Raw genomic sequence first — 18,143 nt, 5'->3', positions numbered from 1 at the left:
ATGATTATTGGGTTAGTAGAGGATAGACTTCCTCTATGGAGGTGATGCCTTCCTTGACCAGGCTTAGGGCATTGTCCCGCAGTGTTTGGATGTTGTTGGCTTTCAAATAATCATCCACATCCAAGCTATTCTCCTTGATATGGGGTACCAATTCCTTGGTGATCGGGATGATTTCATAAAGGGCCTTTCTGCCCCGGTACCCGGTGTGGTGACAGCTTTGACAACCACTGGGCACATAATGATGGGTCAGCCCATGGGCAAGGTTGGTATTTTTTGGCAAAACGTCCGGTGTAAGTACAACCTTGGCCTTACAGGTTCCACACAGTTTTCGGACCAAGCGCTGGGCCACACTGATGTTAAGTGTGCTGGCGATCAAAAAAGGGGGAATGCCCATATCGATCAATCGGGAAATGGTGGCCCAGGCCGAATTGGTGTGAATGGTGGAAAGCACCAAATGTCCGGTCAATGCCGCCCGAATAGCCATGTTTGCCGTTTTTACATCGCGGATCTCCCCGACCATGATGATATCCGGGTCCTGTCTTAGGAACGTACGAAGGGCACTGGAAAAATCTAGACCGATATTTTCCTTCAATTGGACCTGATTGACCCCTTCAAGGGTATATTCTATTGGGTCCTCTATGGTCAGGATATTGGTTTTGGAATCGTTCAAGAGCCTTAGGGTGGCATAAAGGGTAGTGGTCTTTCCCGAGCCGGTCGGCCCCGATATCAAAATGATGCCGTTGGGGTTTTTCACACCTTCCTTATAGCGTTCCAATTCCTGGGCATTGAACCCCAGATCTTCCAAAGTGATGGATTTGGAGTCCTTGTTCAGGATCCGCAGCACTATTTTCTCACCAAACAGGGTGGGCAAGGTGGATACCCGAATGTCAAATTCATTGCCTTGAGCCATTTTCAGGGTGATTCGGCCATCTTGGGGCAATCGTTTTTCCGCGATGTCCAGACCGGCACGTATCTTGATCTTATTGATGATGGCGGGATATTCCTCGATAGGGATGGTATATTGTTCCAAGAGTTTGCCATCCAATCGAAAGCGGATCCTGCAATGCGTCTCATAGGGTTCAAAATGGATATCACTGCTACCTATGGCCTTGGCATCCAAAATGATCTTTTCCAAAAAATCTGGGGTATAATGGAACTCGACACTTGATTCGGACCTCGTCTGTCTATAGTTGGCCGTAAGATGGTCCTGCAAGACTTCACTGGAAATGGGCTCAAGGGCCACGGGAAATCCAAGGACGACCTGCAATTCGGACAGCAGGCCACCGATCTGTTGGTGGTCAGTCCAAAAGGTTACCTTTCCTTCCTGTTCCTCTTTGGGAACAATCCGATAAAAGAAAGCCTGCTCCGCTGTAATGCGCTGCGCCAGCGTTTTGGGAATGTTATATTTGTCCTGGATATCAATAGCCATAGAGCAATGTTGCTTTGAAAATTTCACTGAATCCCAAGACTGCGATCAAAAAGAGCCCCATGAATCCGGCCAAGGGAACGGTCTGCGATTGCATCTTGTGTTTCAATACCAAAAAAGAAAGCAGCGAGAACAAAATGGAGGTCGCCAACAGCACCACAAAAACCGTAGTGCCGAAACCTGTTCCAAAGGCATAGAAGAATAGGATATCGCCCAATCCCATACTGTGTCCCAAAAAGGGAATTTTGGCGATCAGTTTGGTATAGGTATACAAAACAAGGATGACGCAGGTCACCAACAACCAATTGGTCGCAATTTCCCATAGGAGTATTAATCCGCTGTCCAGTTGGATATAATGCAATAGGGTAAATAGTATGGCCAGCATAGGAAAGAACAGCCAAAGCACTTGTCTTTCCTTTACATCCTGAAAAGCGATGAAGCCCAGATTGGCCATTAAAAAAAGTTTCAATAAAAAGATCAATCTTTTATGATTTGTTTGGGGTTCCCGTTTTCATCGATTTCCCACACATTAAAAATCCCATCACCATCAAAATCGGTGATGGCCTCCGCCCTTGCCGTAAAGGAAGCGTTATCCGCGCTAATGATCTGGTACACATAGTTCGCGGTCCCATTTTCCTTCACTGTTCTGGGTGCCTCGAAATCCAGCTCCTCCATGATGCTCGTGTACTTGCTGTACATATACCTGTGGGTGGTCTGCGCATTGTACAGTGCCTTGAGCTGTACTTGTGCTTCCACACTTTTGGCCTTGGCAATCAGGGGCATGAGGTTGGGAAGGGCAAGCAGGAGCAAAATGCCTATGATGGCCAATACAATAAGGGTTTCCTGTAGGTTGATGGCAGCGACTTTTTGCTTCAAAAATGTCGCTTTGAAATTATGGTCAGTGTGGTGCATAGTGTTGTTTTCAAGATGAAGAAAGGGAGTTTTTCAGAAAAATACAAATTATATCCTACGAATTGTATAAATGTATTCCGATATGTTTTGAGTTTCATTCCTCGTACGATACTTGGATTAAATTAGTGTTAATAATAAAGAAAATTCTTAAAAAATTAACATATTAGTAATCAGTTAGTTGAAACCTTCTTTTATGATAGTATTCGAAAATGTGAATTACTTTTTTAAAATTAAATAAAAAACCTACATAAAAAATTATTATTTTTCTGTCAGATAACCATTAACTTTAAAATCTCAATTGAAAAATTCCTTCAGAAAAACCATTAGTTGTCATCTTTTAACAAAGTAATATTTATTGTTTCTGCTATGTTAAAAGTTGATTTCCATGAAAGTGCCTGTGCGATGTTCATTTCGTATTATTTAAGAGTGGGCGTACAGGGCAAACCTTCCGATCAATTTCTGGATGTGTAGGGAATGATGTCAGGGTCATTTGATATTTTCTTCTTTCCATGGGTTTATATGAGCATTGATAAGTACCGGTTGTTAGCACTAAATACAGGGATTCCATTCGACATGGTATTGTCGTGGAGTGTATCCAATATTTGGTTTTTGAAAATTAACGGTAGGTTATGGAATCATGTAAAAGTTGTACAGTGAGGTATTGGTTGTGTCGGTTTTCGGCCACATTTCTTTTTTTCTTCCATTTAACAATTGTATCGGGCCAGCAGGTCGATCATTATGAGGCGAAGTTCAGTTTGGGAAGTTCCTCTGTTGGCTGGTACAAATTGGCAACCTTTGATCTGAACGGCTATGGAAGTTATAATTCAATCGTTGTTGAAGCTACCATAAATTATATCAAGACAAGTGAGTTGGGCTACACGGCCAAGGCACATCTTTATATAAGGGAGGGTAGTACTTCCAATGGAAAGTGGCACTATGAGATTTCCGGCACCCAGATTGGTGATTACCTAGCCTATAAAAAAGTAAATACTACCACCTATGAACTGTATGGATATTCCAACGGCAATTATGGGCATATGTCCGTCCGATTGGCTGTAACCAAAGAGGCCCCATTGTTGATCAGTATCCCTACAAATGCCACTTTGGTCGCAGACCCTAATGTTTATGCCGATGTTCCCAAAGTAGGTAACATGAGTCATTTTATAGACAAAGTTGGCATCGGAACCATAACACCGGATGCCAAACTTACGGTAAAGGGGAACATCCATGCCGAGGAGGTGAAGGTGGACCTTTCCGTACCAGGACCGGATTATGTCTTTAAGGAGGGCTATGACCTAAAATCATTGGTTGAAATCAAAAAGTATATACAAGAACATGGTCACTTGCCCAATATTCCCTCGGCCCAGGAAATGAAAGAAAACGGAATCCGGTTGGGAGAGATGAACATGAAATTGTTGGAAAAGATAGAGGAGCTCACTTTGTATGTCTTGGAAATTAAACAGGAGCAGGATTTGCTCAAAACGGAAAACAAAAAACTTAAAAACCAATTAATCAAAGCAAATAATAAATGAGAAGAATATTTTTTGTCATAACTGTTTGTTTGTCTTTTACACTTACGGCCCAATATCAATTTTCGGAAAATGAAGTTGTAAATAATCAACCGTCTGGGGTCTATTACCAAATGGGCCCGGGCAGCAACAATGGCACCTTAAATTGGTCCTATCCCTATGGTACAAAGTTGACCGTGCTGGGTGCGGAACATCGTAACTACGAGTTGTTGGTCACCCATTATCCATATGGGGAATTAAAGTTAAGGCAATGGGACCCCACAAATGATGTATGGGTAGGATGGAGAAATATTGTGGTTCAGGACATCAACGGTAATTATGGATTTGGTACATCATCGGCCTCTGCATTTTTCGAGGTCAACAAGTCCACCAACAATTCATGGACAGCAAAAATCTATAATGGTGATGGCGACGGACAAGGATTATTGGTTCAAAGTGGCTATGGTGGATCTCAATCATCAAATAACCCAACCATCCTGAGATTGGAAGATGGCAATGGGAATCTTAGAATGAAGGTGCAAAGCAATGGAAAGGTAGGTATAGGTACTGCATCACCGGATGCCAAACTTACGGTAAAGGGGGACATCCATGCCGAGGAGGTGAAGGTGGACCTTTCCGTACCAGGACCGGATTATGTTTTTAAAGAGGACTATGATTTAAAATCCCTTGCTGAGGTCAAAAAATATATTGAGGAACATGGGCACTTGCCCAATATTCCCTCGGCCCAAGAAATGGAAGAGAACGGAATTCACTTAGGTGAGATGAACATGAAATTGTTGGAGAAGATCGAGGAGTTGACGCTGTACACACTCCAACAGGAACAAAGATTAAAAGAAATGGAAGAGCTACAGGCGGAACTGAAGTCCCAAAAAAGGCAGATAGAAGAGCTCAAAGCACTAATAATAAAACTACTGGAATGAAACTTATAATCTCTTTTCTGGTCTGTTGTCTTGCTATAAAATCAGTGGCACAGACCAATTCTTTTCCCAATGATGGGAATGTTGGTGTCGGGACGCTTTCGCCCCAAGCTAAACTTCAGGTGAATAGCACGGGTACCATTGGTGGCTATTGGAACCCACCCAATAGTTATTTCACGCTCTTTGATGGGAGTGGACAACATTTGATCATGGATACCAACGAGATATATGGCTCCCACACATTGCACATAGGTTCAATGGGGTCGGATGTTGTCCGGTTTCGAACCATTTTTTCTTCTGGTCTGGCTGAGGATAAAATGATAATTAAAAACAATGGCTTTGTAGGTGTCGGTACAAATTTCCCGTTAGGCATGCTCCATGTCACCAGTGGAACGTCCGGAGATGCCGTATTTAGACTGGAAGCGGACACGGATAACAACAATGAATCCGATAATCCAATCATTCAATTAAGACAGGATGGTGACATTATCGGGATTGACCTAGGTTTTTCAGAGAATTTTGGAGAGAACAAGTTTGGTATCGCACCATGGAATTCCACTCAAGGGGGCAATAGATGGGATGCTTTTGTCATGGATACTGGGACAGGAAATATAGGGATAGGCACATCATCACCAGGTTCATGGAGGTTGGCGGTGAAGGGCAAGATCAGGGCCGAGGAAATCAAAGTGGAGACAGGCTGGGCCGATTATGTGTTCGAGAAAGATTATGACCTGCCCACTTTGGATGAGGTCGAAAGACATATCAGGGAAAAAGGTCACCTGATCAACATCCCCACAGCGGAAGAGGTGGAAGCAAATGGGGTTGAATTAGGGGAAATGAATAGGCTGTTACTTGAAAAGGTAGAGGAGCTTACTCTATACATTTTGGAACAACAACGGCAAATCGAAGATTTGGAAGCTTCAAATAGAAGAATTGATCTATTGGAAGAAAAAATGAACTTGTTATTAAACCATTCTGGGAATGAAAAAAATTAAAGTGATGATGATGGTCTTGGCAATCAGCTACGCCACACATGCACAATGGGATACAACCACCATTAGCAATGAAGTGAGTACAACGGATGAGATAGTCGGGCCTGTTTTGCGCATCAGCAATGAGATACGGATACCCAATACCTTTATTCCCACCGACCCGACCATTGGCACCTTGGACAATTCGCATTATGGTATCAACCTGAACAAGACCAATGGAATCGGATTTGCATTCAATGGTATCCACCAGATGGTGTTCAAACCCAATGGGGATACCGGTATTGGTACAGCATCGCCCATGGGTAGATTGCATGTTTCAACGGGAACCTCAGGTGATGCCATTTTAAGGTTGGAAGCCGATACGGACAACAACAACGAGTCGGACAACCCATTGATTCAATTGAGACAGGATGGAGGGCAAGTAGGAGTGAACATTGGCTTTTCCGAAGGGGACTTTGGAGGAAACATATTTGGAATTGGGACGCGATACACCAATATAAACAGTTGGGATGCCCTTTCCATAAACACATCCAATGGTAATGTTGGAATAGGGACCAAGAATGCGGGTGCATGGAAGCTGGCCGTAAAGGGAAAGATTAGGGCCGAGGAAATCAAAGTGGAGACTGGCTGGGCCGATTATGTGTTCGAGAAAGATTATGACCTGCCCACTTTGGAGGAGGTGGAAAGACACATTAGGGAAAAGGGCTATCTGATCAATATCCCCACAGCGGAGGAGGTGGAAGCCAATGGTGTAGAACTGGGCCAGATGAACAAACTGCTTTTGGAAAAGATTGAGGAGCTTACCCTATATACCCTTCAACAGGAGGGAAAACTAAAACGAATGACAATGCTTGAAAAAGAGGTGAGTGAGCTTAGAAGAATCATCAACGAATTGGTTAAAAACAACTGATATGAAAAAAACAGTATTGCTTATTGTGGGGTTATTGCTAAGCAATGGATTATTTGCCACCGAGAAGTTATTAGGTTTCACGGGAACCGGTCGATGGGTGAAAGTGGCCCGGATCCAAAATGCGAACCCGATCAATGGTGGCGAGTGTTCAACTTTTTCAGGGAGTGTCAATGTCCAAACGGATTATGGTCAAACAGGCCATGAACAGTACTATGCCATCTTTTCATTTGGTAGCAGGGGTGGGGTGAAACCCCTGTTACAAGAATTTGGGGATGCGGCAAACAGATCGGTCGGCGATCTGAGCAGGATCGAGTGGCGAGTGTATACCGATGCACAGGGATGGCATTACCTGTGGTTCTGGCAGAGCAACTATTCCCGATTCGCAAATTTTGATTATGCCCAGACGTGTGGTACAGAATACTGGACCTTTGAGGATCCACCTGCCACTTACACCCAAGTGTCGAGCAGTATGGGAGGAGATAGACAATATTCCAAACAGACGTTCCAAAAATTATCGGTAAATGAAAGTATCGGTATTGGTACTTCTGATCCAGGGGCCTATAAATTGGCCGTTAACGGAAACATTCACGCTAAAGAGGTCAAGGTAGATCTTACGGGTTGGCCAGACTATGTTTTTGAAGAAAATTATTCCCTGCCCACGTTGGAAGAAGTGGAAAAGCACATTCAAGAAAAAGGTCACCTTATCAATATACCTTCTGCAAAGGAAGTGGAAGAAAATGGGGTTGCATTGGGGGAGATGAACAAACTATTGTTGGAGAAGATAGAGGAACAAATGCTTTACATATTGCAGTTACGCGATCAATTGGAAAAGCAAAAAAATGAATTGGAGAAACTTAGAGCAGTAATTGGAAATTAAAATTGAAATAACAAATAAAACAACTCACATGAATAGATCACTTGTATTGTTCCTGATATTCCCATTAACACTGATTGCCCAAGAAACCCAATCCATTGATTTTGCAAATTCGGAAAAGGCGAATTTTTCGGCCACCGATGGTTTAATATACTACGATATGAATTTTTATCCAGATCATTCTGAATTCAGCACGGATGGTGGTGGACTGAGTGTTTATAGTGGAGATGATGGATGGGGAGCCATTTTTGATACCAACAATATGAAATGGTTGACCCCAACTTTTGAAGGGTTGGATATAACAAGCTCAAACAATAATAAGGTAAGGTTTAACTCTAATGATACTCCGTCAATAAGCTTTATCCCAAATAATGGAAACTCCCATTTCCATATTTCACATACCCTAGATAATAGGCTTACCATTTCTCAAGGTGGCTATGTCGGTGCTAGTATACTTGTCACCATTGTCAACAATGGCGATGTTGGTATAGGTACCTCTTCACCAGATTCCAGACTAGCGGTCAATGGCATGGTCCATGCCAAAGAGGTGAAGGTGGATTTAACCGGTTGGCCTGATTATGTCTTCACCGATAACCATGACTTGCCAACCTTGGATGAAGTAGAAAGACACATTAAGGAAAAGGGTCACCTGAGCAATATGCCTTCTGCAAAGGAAGTGGAGGCAAATGGTATTCAATTGGGTGAAATGAACAAGCTGCTCTTGGAAAAGATTGAGGAGTTGACCCTCTATATCCTGGCACAGGACAAGGAGATTAAATCCCTGAAAGCAAATAACCAAAAAATTGATGAACTGAAAAAAGAAATGGCAGCCATGAAAAAAGTTATCGTGGCCTTGAATCAAAACCAACCATAAAATGAAAAAACTATTACATTGCTTAATCCTTGCGCTTACCTCCAACCTGGCCTTGGCACAAACCACAACCTTTGACAACCTCAATGCCAATCCATTGTCCGGTAAAGCCATCACATGGACCTCGTCCAACTTTGGCAACGGTTTTGGACATCGGATCGTGAATGCGGATCCCGGGGGGTTCACGTTGTTAAAATTCCAAGGTAGACACAACAGTACCACTTGGTCGGATATTTTAAGCCTGACAACACAGGGCAATATTGGGATAGGGACCAACAATCCCTTGTCCAAACTTCATCTGTACAAAGGTGCATCCAACCATGTGCCTCACAGCTTTTCAGATTTTTCCGTGGAGGATGACGATCATGTGATGATCTCATTGATGACCAACAATACCAAAAGTGCCTATTATGCTTTTGCGGATTCGGATGACGATTTTGTAGGGGGAATCCAATATGATCATACAAACGACAAGATGCTTTTCAGGGTGAACAATCGCGAGGCCGATTTGGTAATAGATTCTAATGGCAGGGTAGCCGTAGGAAAGACATCAGCATTGGCAAAATTTGATGTGGAGGGTGGTATTCGAAGCTCTGATGGCAGTGATAATGTGACCCTGAGGAGTGTAGATGCAAATTCCTATTCTGAAATAATATGGGGAGATGATGTCAATGATCGGTTCAGGTTTTACTACAACTATTGGAATGGTACGGCCAGTGATAAAGAAGTTATGACGTTGTTGGCCAATGGTAATGTGGGAATCGGTACCCCTTCCCCTGATTCCAAATTGGCGGTCAATGGTGTGGTGCATGCCAAAGAAGTGAAAGTGGATCTGACAGGTTGGCCAGATTATGTTTTTAAGGGGAACTATACGCTACCCACTTTGAATGAAGTAGAAAAACATATTAATGAAAATGGGCGCCTCATCAATATTCCCTCAGCAGCAGAGGTGGAAAATAAAGGGGTGGAACTTGGGGAGATGAACAAATTGCTTTTGGAGAAGATAGAGGAGTTGACCTTGTATATCCTGCAGCAGCAGAAGCTGTTGGATGAGCAGGTAAAAGAGAATAATAATTTGGAAAAAAGGATAAAAATCCTGGAGAAAATAGTAACCACAACGTTAAACCCTTAATATGTTATGAAAAAATTAATTGTGCTATTTGTGTTGTTGGCCTGTGTAAAGGTTAGTGGTCAGACATACACTGAAAATTTCACCAAAAGCTATGAGCCTAAATCAGCCTATAGTGTCTCTGAGCTTACTAATTTGGTAGGGGATGCCAATACAGAGCCGAGCTTTACAATGAATACGGCAATTAGCTCCGGAACTTATGAGGCAAAGAAAAGTATAACCCTTTCAAATGGTTTTCATGCAACCGGGACAGTTCATATTCGGATTGTGGATTCCCATCCGGAAATTTTGGAACGCATCACCTATATGGATGGACTGGGTAGGCGCTTACAAGACATTGCAAGGGAACAGAGCCCTGCCGGTTTTGATATTGTCAGCTTTATGGAATATGACCAATATGGAAGGGAAGCAAAAAAATACCTGCCGTACCCTACCACCCAAAAGAACGGGGAACTGGTATCAAACCCATCAACGGCACAAACCAGTTACTATCAAAACCAATATGGGGACAGTTATGGTTACAGTCTGACAATTTTTGACGATTCTCCGTTGAACCGAATGCTGGAGGCATCCTCACCTGGCTACGATTGGAGGATCATTACAGGTAGTGACAGCGATCATACCGTAAAAAGGGAATATGGCACAAACGCAGCCAATTCCGGGGTTTTTAAATTTTTAATTGATGACTCCGGAAGTACACCTGTCGTCACGAGATACCTTTACCCGGCAAAAGAACTATTGCGTAACGTGGTAAAAAATGAGAACTGGCAACCCGCAGATGGCCTATTGAATACGGTTGAGACCTATTCCGATAAAAGTGGAAAGATCATAGCCAGGGTCATATATGAAGATGTTTCAGGAACAGTCACAAAACGGATTACACAAAATGTTTACGATTCCCAAGGGAGATTGCGTTTTATTCTTCCTCCAAAGGCATTGGAGGGTCTTGGAAAACCGTTGGGGTCCAATCTGTACACTATCAATGACGATCTGGTCTATCAGTACCAATACGACGATTTCAACAGGCAAATTGCACAAAGGGTACCAGGTAGGGATTGGCAATATTTGGTCTACGATAGATTGGATCGACCCATTTTGACGCAGGATGCCAATTTGGGCAACAACAACCAATGGTTGTTCACCAAGTATGATGCATTTGGTAGACCCATCTATTCCGGTATTTATTCATCAACGAAAACAAGGGCCCAGTTACAGTCCGATGTCGACAATTACATAAATGGCAATACAGGTAATGGGTCCAATATTGAAGAAAGGACCACCGGTACAACAATGGTTGGTGGAATTGCCATGAACTATACCAATGATGCTTTTCCAATAAGCGGCATATTGGAAGTACTTTCGGTCAACTATTATGACAATTACAGTTTTACTGATACCGATAGACCGACCACCCCCACCACGGTGCAAGGACAGACCGTGACGACAAGAACCCAAGGATTGCAAACAGCAAATTTCTCTAAGACCATAGGACAATCAAGTTGGAGCAAACTATACACCTATTATGATGAAAAGGGGCGAGAGATCCGGATATATAACAAAAATCATTTGGGAGGGTATACCATTACTGACAGTCAAGTGGATTTTAGGGGCAAGACCGATTTGGCCGTAACCAAACACAAACGCACCAACGGTTCCACCGAATTGACCATCAATGATCGCTTTACATATGATTATGCCGAACGCCAGTTGGGGCATTTTCAGCAAATCAATGGCCAAACCGAGGAAAGGATTTCCGAAAACGTTTATGATGATCTGGGAATGCTAGTTAATCAAAAGGTTGGTGGAAGCTCTGCAGCAAGTTCTCCGTTACAAGAAATTGTTTATGAGTACAATATTAAAGGGCAGCTGAAGATGCTCAACGATGTGGGCGCCATGGGTGACAAGCTATTTGCGTACAAGATAAATTACAATTCGGCGGCCGAAGGCAACTCTGCTGCCCCAGCAAGGTATGACGGGAGTATTTCTCAGACCATTTGGCAATCTGCCCATGACAATACCAAAAGGAGTTATGCCTATCTGTATGACGACCTTAACCGATTGTCCGAAGGCAAGTACCAATACAATGCCAGTTTAAACGGTAATACGGGATCCTATTTTAATACCCAATATACCTATGATACACATGGCAATCTATCGACCTTGTCAAGAAGAAATGGAACAGGTTCGGTCATCGATCAATTGACCTACGATTATGGTGCTTCCAATGGCAACCAGTTGCTATCCGTATCAGATTCGGGAATATCTGCTGGATTTATCGATGGCAACACCAGCGGAAATGACTATGCTTATGACCCGAATGGAAATATGACCAAAGATCTCAACAAAAGCATTGGTCAAATTACCTATAACCATTTGGATTTGGTAAAAACAGTATCACTGCCCGGCAATAAGAGTCTAGAATTTCAATACGATGCCAGTGGCACCAAACTGCAGAGAAAATACAAAAATGGTTCCACCACCTTAAGTACGGTGGATTATTTGGGCGGGTTCCAATATACTGATGGAAACTTACAGTTTTTCCCCACCCCCGGTGGATATGTGTACAAATCTGGGAGTACCTATAAATACATGTATCTCTATACGGACCACTTGGGGAATACCCGGTTGAGCTATTCGGATAGTAATGGAAATGGCACCATTGAGGGTTCTGAAGTGGCAAGTAACCGCAATTATTATCCCTTTGGAGGAGTCCACAGTGGTGCATATGTGGATGGTCTGGCAGCTGTCTATAAATATACCTTCCAAGGCAAGGAGTATCAGGATGAGGATGGGTTGAACTGGAACGATTTTGGATCTCGAATGTATGACCCGGCATTGGGGCGATGGATGGCAAGCGATCCCCAAAACCAATTCGGAAGCCCTTATTTGGCCTTTGGCAACAACCCGGTCCTGATGATCGATCCCAATGGTGAATGGGCACTGGTCGATGATATCATTGCGGCAGTTGTCGGTGGTGTGGTGAATGTTGTCGCCAATTGGAACAACATTGAGGATTTTGGTGATGGGGCTGCCTATTTTGGGATTGGTGCCGGTGCGGGCCTAGCCACGATTTATGGTACGCCGGTTGCAGGAGGAGCGGTACTTGCTTTAGGGAACAGTGCCTACACTCAATATAATAAAACGGGACAAATCGCTCCGGAACAGCTAATTGCAGATGGTATAATAGGTACCGTAACGGCAGGCATCGGTTCCAAGATTTCTCCCTTTATTTCTTCCCATACGACCCAACTCTTTGGTGGGGCCAATTCCCTGTTTTCTAAGTATGCTGCGGATGCCGTTTCAAATGTGGCTTCCGGGATTTTCATTGAAACCACTGTTGGACTGGCACAGACTGGCGATCTAAAAACCTCTTTTGAACAAAGCATCAGCTTTGAAAGTCTTGCTAGGTCGGTGGCCATTAGTGCCATTGGTACAACGGGCACCTATTACCAAAATAAACATTATGCCACCCAAAAACTCAAACAGGGACTTCAAGAGGAATCCCTGATGAGTTACGATAATCTTACAAATGAACAATTGGTGCAGGAAGCAGCTCGATTTTCTGAACAAACTTTCAATAGTACACGAAATGATCTGACACCTAGATTGGAAGGCACTTTAAAACATTCGGCGGCCAAACAGTTTTTGGAACTCCACGATGCGGGTGCAAGGGGATTGTTGTTGGAAAACAGCTTTAGTCCCAATGGTAGGTTCAATGGAGGAAGGCTGGATGTCAGGGATACCCAAAATAATGTCATTTATGACTTCAAGTTCAGCAAACATCAAAATATTAATATGGGCACCTATCAATTTCAAAAGTATAGGTTTAACTTCCCTACATATCAGATTAAGTTAATTGATAAAAATGGGGGGATTTACATCAAGTTTTAGTAAGGATTGGGAAAATTATTTTGTTGACCTAAAAAAAACAGGTACAAACAATTTTTATCAAATTCTTGGGCCGTTTATTGTGGGAATACGGTTGTCGGAAATTGGTAGTCTGAATTCCTATCGTCCAAGTTTGGTAATTATTGGTCTCTGGGAGGACTTAAAGCAAAATATTGGTTCTTTTTCAAGACAAGGGTTTATGTTCGAGGACTTTGGGTACTCCATTGGTGTCAGACAATTGAGTGTGAAAAATGAAAATCATGCTGACGAATGGTCCAGGGTTGCCAAAATTGTTGACAAGGAAAAAAAAATCTCCTTCGGCAGGGATGTTTCTGTTGGTGAGTTTTTGGACTGTTTTGATTTTTGGACCAACATTGAAGATCCTAAAAAGGAAAGACACAGTTTTCATGCCAAAGTTTTGACATACAAGTTGAAATTGGCTGTTTATCTGGATGATATAGATTTTCAAGAAAGAATATTGGGTCAAATTTTGCAAGAAAAGGAAGGATGGGATTTAGAGGTGTTTGAGCTTGGGTTTGGACCTTTTGAAACTTGGTTCAATGCATTGAAAAAAATATCCGTTCAGGATGTAAGGAATAAAATCGAAACGAATAAGAGAAATAAGAATTTTTCAAAACTTCAAAATTTCAAAATGTTATTATGAAAAATGATAGTAAAAACATAAAAAGGGTGCTCATACTGTTTGCCTTTTTAACGAACAGCTGGCTGTTTGGGCAGAGCGTTCAAAAGGAGGATGTCCAAACCCCAGAAATCTCACCATTCTCAATCGGCCAAGAAGATCTTCAAGGAGCTGTTGCCAGCTCCATAAAGGAAGTGAACGGCAAGGTTAATTTTTCCGTGCCAATTGCCAACATAAACTCAAGAACGGTTTCCTATCCGGTAACTTTGGCCTACAACGGTGACAACGTTTTTGAACAGGCACAGTTTTTGAACAGGTTCGGCTCCCAAGGGGCAATGGGCGTGGGATGGTCTTTGAACCATCCAAGGATAGTGGTCGACCACAAGGGCACCGGCACCAGGGAGGACGATGAGTTTTACTTGATAGATGGGACCAACAACACCCGTTTGATAAACACGGACAAACAACTTGTTCAAATACCTGGGACTGGTGACAGTTATATGGATTTTGAATTGGAAAAATATGCGCCATATAAAGTTCGCTACAAAATTGAAAATGCTGATTTTATCTATGGCAATTATACCATAACGGATTTGGATTATTGGCAAATCACGGATGATAAGGGTATCACCTACATCTATGGAAATACCGACAATAGCAGGGAAAATGTGTTGGCTTGGGGCAATTGGATTGGGGATTCAAAAAATACTTCGGGCACATCCAAGCATACCACTGTTTGGAACTTGTCCAAAATCCAAGATCAATGGGGCAATAATCTTTCATTTACCTATTTGAAGATAGAAGGTGGGATAACAGCCTCAAGTATAAAACATACCGAAGCTGCCTATTTATCACAAATTACATCATCCACTGGGGGAAAGATAGTCTTTTCATATGGAAGTAAAACAACTTCGGAATACTATGAGCCCCATAAAGAAACCAATGAGCCAGATGCATATCAGGAGCGGTTGGGGACAAAGTATTTGGATGCGATTTCGGTTTATGATTTTTCAGATCAGTTGGTCTTCACCTATGAAATGGGTTATAGTCTCGTATATAAAGCAGCCAGTTCAAACAGTGACCGCAATAGGTATCTGATCAGTATTACACAAAAGGACAATGGAGGGATTGGTTTGCCCCCACAGGAATTTCAATACCATACCAGTGGTAATTTTGAAGGTGGGATTAAAAAGATCATTTATCCCACAGGGGGTTCGATCACCTATAATTACACGGAAAAAACCATTTTTGACAGTACAAATCCAACAACAGTGGTGGATGGTTCCATAACTTCTGGATACTACAGGCAAGGGAGTTATGTGGGGGATGATTTTGCTGTTGAATTGATGAGTCTTGGTAATTTTACACATACTGGCAGACAGAACTATACCTTCAAATTGTTGAACCATTTTTGGATTGGCGAAAAATGGAAAAAAAGTGAATTTATCCTGCCGGGAACAATTGGTGTTGAAAGAGACCAGAACGGACCCACCTACGAGGTTGACATTGATAATTTTCGATTTGTCTCCGGGAAGGACTTCTACGCCCTATTGACCTTCAACAGAAATACGGATAAAGGAAGTCTGTTTTTATTTCACAAAAATTTGGATGGACTATCATGGAAGATAACCCAATACACAAATTTCAATCTACAATCAAACAATAATGACAATGATGATTTTCCCTATAAGGACCCAACATTGATGGTCGGTGAGGATTTTGTGGCAGTGGGGGAAAATGAATCCACTTATGGTAGATTGTATACCTATGTTTGGAATGGGAACGGATGGAACACGAAGACAATAAATCAAGGTATAGGCACCTATTATTACGGGGCCTCAAATAATTTTGTCATTTCGTTGGATGAGAATGGGAACGGAACCGATATGATTACAGGAGCTACACATCCGGATTATTACTACATCCATTATCTCGATGCTGAAAAAGAATGGCAAACCAAATCGTGGTCATCCGTAATTGATTATTCATATACCTTTGTTTCGGCAACTAACGCCCCCAGTTATTTGTATCCTTCCAACAACATGGTTGGTTTTATGGCGGACAATAATCCAGAATACGTTATCAGATGGAATACCCAATATGATATTGTTGCAGTGGACAATGTTTTTGGCAGTTACGACGACTCCTATCCTTTACTGCCTCTGGGCAACAATAATTTTAGCGTGTTCAAACCTGACATTAACACTGAATCTCCTGCAAGATTTGAAAAAATGGCAGCATTTAATGGATCAACTTGGGTAACAACAGCCTTGACCAATAATTTTGGCCAGGGTTCGGGAAAAAATAATATGCTTTCAGGGATTTACAGTGGTACCACCAATATTAATAGATGGTATAAGTATAATCCAAACAATCATTCATGGTCCTATGCTACCGTTAGCTCCTACGGTGCTTCGGGCACTTCAATCCTAAGGGAGAGTTATTCGGCAAATGAGGATATGATGCTTGTCGGATTGCAAGCACACCAAATATCCAATACCGGTTCACTTTCATCCCTCGGTTCGGTATTGTCCGGAGTTACCTATGGATCGTATGTTTTGAATACGAGCCTGACCAATGGAAGGGAAACCTTTGTCGAATATAAGCCTGATTATTTGAATAACATAGGATCATCAAATTATACACGATCCTTCCTGCTGGCTGTTAATAGATACAATAACACGTTGATGACACAAATGATAGCAAGTGGGAACATTGACCAGAGCACAATCCTTAATACCATCAATTCAGTTTCCAAACAAATGGGGGGGGAGTTGCCTATATTGAGCAATAATATCTTGAATACAAATACGGGGTTCAAACGGATCATTGATGGCCAAATAAATAAAGTCGTGAAGGATATAGTGGTTTCCCGTATTGATATGGACAATGGTGCCGGGGATATCAGAAAAATTGTTTATACGTATAACAATGACCGTTTGCTGCCAAATGACAGGTCTGTTTTTTATGGCGAAGTATTGGTCAAGAACAGTGGCTCGGGATCCGGTAATATCGGTGTGACCAAGAAGTATTTCAACGTTGGGGAGGATGATGTAAATATGGCAGGATTACCTACTTTGGTCAAGGTTGAGGATAAAAATGGTGTCCTTCTAAGTGAGACTGAAACCGTTTGGAAAATGTTCACCAAAAACTTGATCAATTCAAACTACAAAACTGTTGGTCTTGGTTATTATATAAGACCGGAAACTACTATAGAAAAACTTACTTTTGGAACCGATGAGGTCATCACCGAAACGGATTATTATTATAATTCATTGGGTCTTTTGACCAGTACCTCAAAAGTAAACAGTAATGGGGAGACCGTCTCATCCTCAATCCAATATGCTTATCAAAACTACACCTTTCTGAACGATCGGAACATGATTGCGTTCCCATATGAGACCAGGACGAATATCGGAAGTGATTATTTGGCAATTGAACAGTCCATCTGGAAACTTGAGAATGGTAAAGTGTTTGTTTACCAGAACAAATCAGGAACTGATTACAGTAATTTACGCCTCAACAATGAAATAACCAAAGTGGATGCTTACGGCAATATTTTGGAAAGCAATAATGGACAGGGCATTTATAAAACGGTTCTTTATGGCCATGGTAACCTTTTTCCAGTTGCCACAATTTCAAATGCTACCTATGCGGCAACAACAGCCCAATTGGACGTTACCTATTCCCAATTACAGAACTTAACTTCCACCTTGGAATCTGAGCTTGTGAAATTACATACTCGATTACCAAAGAGTATGGTGAACATAAGCCTTTTTGATGATCAAGGCAGGATTGTACGTCGACTTGATGAGCGAAAGGAGGCCGTCAATTTCCTATTTGATTCTTTTGGCAGATTGGAGTATACAACAGATTCCAATAATAAGGTCATAGAGCGAAAGGAATATAACTATGGAGGCAATTAAGCATATAGTAAAAGAGTAGTAAGGGATCGATAAATATGAAAGCGGAAATGTAAGTCAAGTCCATGGGTCCGGTCCATAGACTTGATTTCCGTTTTTTAGGAGGTTGTTTTAAGAGAGAAATCTTTATCC

The 18,143-nt window shown here is 42.1% G+C and carries 13 protein-coding genes; 10 read left to right on the top strand and 3 right to left on the bottom strand.

Features of this window, described 5'->3' with window-relative positions:
- Positions 1–4: 4 nt before the first annotated feature.
- The 3 genes from ACQQ5U_RS14865 to ACQQ5U_RS14855 are packed head-to-tail and all read right to left on the bottom strand — an operon-like array spanning position 5 to position 2,338.
- Positions 5–1,429: a GspE/PulE family protein gene (locus ACQQ5U_RS14865; RefSeq protein WP_437398697.1), complete on the bottom strand. Its 1,425-nt coding sequence runs from the start codon at positions 1,427–1,429 to the stop codon at positions 5–7.
- Positions 1,419–1,895 (bottom strand): hypothetical protein, encoded by a 477-nt coding sequence (locus ACQQ5U_RS14860; protein WP_437398696.1) that lies wholly within the window; start codon positions 1,893–1,895, stop codon positions 1,419–1,421. The genes ACQQ5U_RS14865 and ACQQ5U_RS14860 overlap by 11 nt, the downstream gene beginning before the upstream one ends.
- Positions 1,896–1,903: 8 nt before the next feature.
- The gene (locus ACQQ5U_RS14855) at positions 1,904–2,338 is read right to left on the bottom strand and encodes a hypothetical protein (RefSeq protein ID WP_437398694.1); all 435 of its coding nucleotides are present in this window, start codon (positions 2,336–2,338) and stop codon (positions 1,904–1,906) included.
- 653 nt (positions 2,339–2,991) lie between these two features.
- Between ACQQ5U_RS14855 and ACQQ5U_RS14850 the strand changes: the two genes are divergently transcribed.
- From ACQQ5U_RS14850 to ACQQ5U_RS14805, 10 genes are read left to right on the top strand one after another with little or no spacing between them, the layout of a single operon-like run.
- Positions 2,992–3,870 carry a hypothetical protein gene (locus ACQQ5U_RS14850; protein ID WP_437398693.1) on the top strand — a complete coding sequence of 293 codons (879 nt, stop codon included), beginning with the start codon at positions 2,992–2,994 and terminating at the stop codon, positions 3,868–3,870.
- A complete protein-coding gene (locus tag ACQQ5U_RS14845; RefSeq protein WP_437398692.1) occupies positions 3,867–4,787 on the top strand; it encodes a hypothetical protein in 921 nt (306 codons plus the stop codon). Before ACQQ5U_RS14850 ends, ACQQ5U_RS14845 begins: the two co-directional genes overlap by 4 nt.
- Positions 4,784–5,779, top strand: a complete 996-nt coding sequence (locus ACQQ5U_RS14840) for a hypothetical protein (protein WP_437398691.1) — start codon at positions 4,784–4,786, stop codon at positions 5,777–5,779. Before ACQQ5U_RS14845 ends, ACQQ5U_RS14840 begins: the two co-directional genes overlap by 4 nt.
- Positions 5,766–6,686, top strand: a complete 921-nt coding sequence (locus ACQQ5U_RS14835) for a hypothetical protein (RefSeq protein WP_437398689.1) — start codon at positions 5,766–5,768, stop codon at positions 6,684–6,686. Before ACQQ5U_RS14840 ends, ACQQ5U_RS14835 begins: the two co-directional genes overlap by 14 nt.
- 1 nt (position 6,687) lies before the next feature.
- Positions 6,688–7,563, top strand: coding sequence for a hypothetical protein (locus ACQQ5U_RS14830; RefSeq protein WP_437398688.1), 876 nt, complete (start codon positions 6,688–6,690; stop codon positions 7,561–7,563).
- A 28-nt stretch (positions 7,564–7,591) separates the two neighbouring features.
- Complete coding sequence (locus ACQQ5U_RS14825; RefSeq protein WP_437398687.1) at positions 7,592–8,434, top strand: hypothetical protein; 843 nt, start codon at positions 7,592–7,594, stop codon at positions 8,432–8,434.
- 1 nt (position 8,435) lies between these two features.
- Positions 8,436–9,563, top strand: coding sequence for a hypothetical protein (locus ACQQ5U_RS14820; protein WP_437398686.1), 1,128 nt, complete (start codon positions 8,436–8,438; stop codon positions 9,561–9,563).
- Between the two features lie 6 nt (positions 9,564–9,569).
- The gene (locus ACQQ5U_RS14815) at positions 9,570–13,451 is read left to right on the top strand and encodes a DUF6443 domain-containing protein (RefSeq protein ID WP_437398685.1); all 3,882 of its coding nucleotides are present in this window, start codon (positions 9,570–9,572) and stop codon (positions 13,449–13,451) included.
- Positions 13,426–14,112 carry a hypothetical protein gene (locus ACQQ5U_RS14810; RefSeq protein ID WP_437398683.1) on the top strand — a complete coding sequence of 229 codons (687 nt, stop codon included), beginning with the start codon at positions 13,426–13,428 and terminating at the stop codon, positions 14,110–14,112. Before ACQQ5U_RS14815 ends, ACQQ5U_RS14810 begins: the two co-directional genes overlap by 26 nt.
- Positions 14,109–18,014 (top strand): SpvB/TcaC N-terminal domain-containing protein, encoded by a 3,906-nt coding sequence (locus ACQQ5U_RS14805; protein ID WP_437398681.1) that lies wholly within the window; start codon positions 14,109–14,111, stop codon positions 18,012–18,014. Before ACQQ5U_RS14810 ends, ACQQ5U_RS14805 begins: the two co-directional genes overlap by 4 nt.
- Positions 18,015–18,143 lie beyond the last annotated feature (129 nt).

Origin of the sequence: Flagellimonas lutimaris, assembly GCF_051494225.1 — a bacterium.
GTDB lineage: Bacteria > Bacteroidota > Bacteroidia > Flavobacteriales > Flavobacteriaceae > Flagellimonas > Flagellimonas lutimaris_A.
This window is presented reverse-complemented; position numbering and strand designations above follow the sequence as displayed.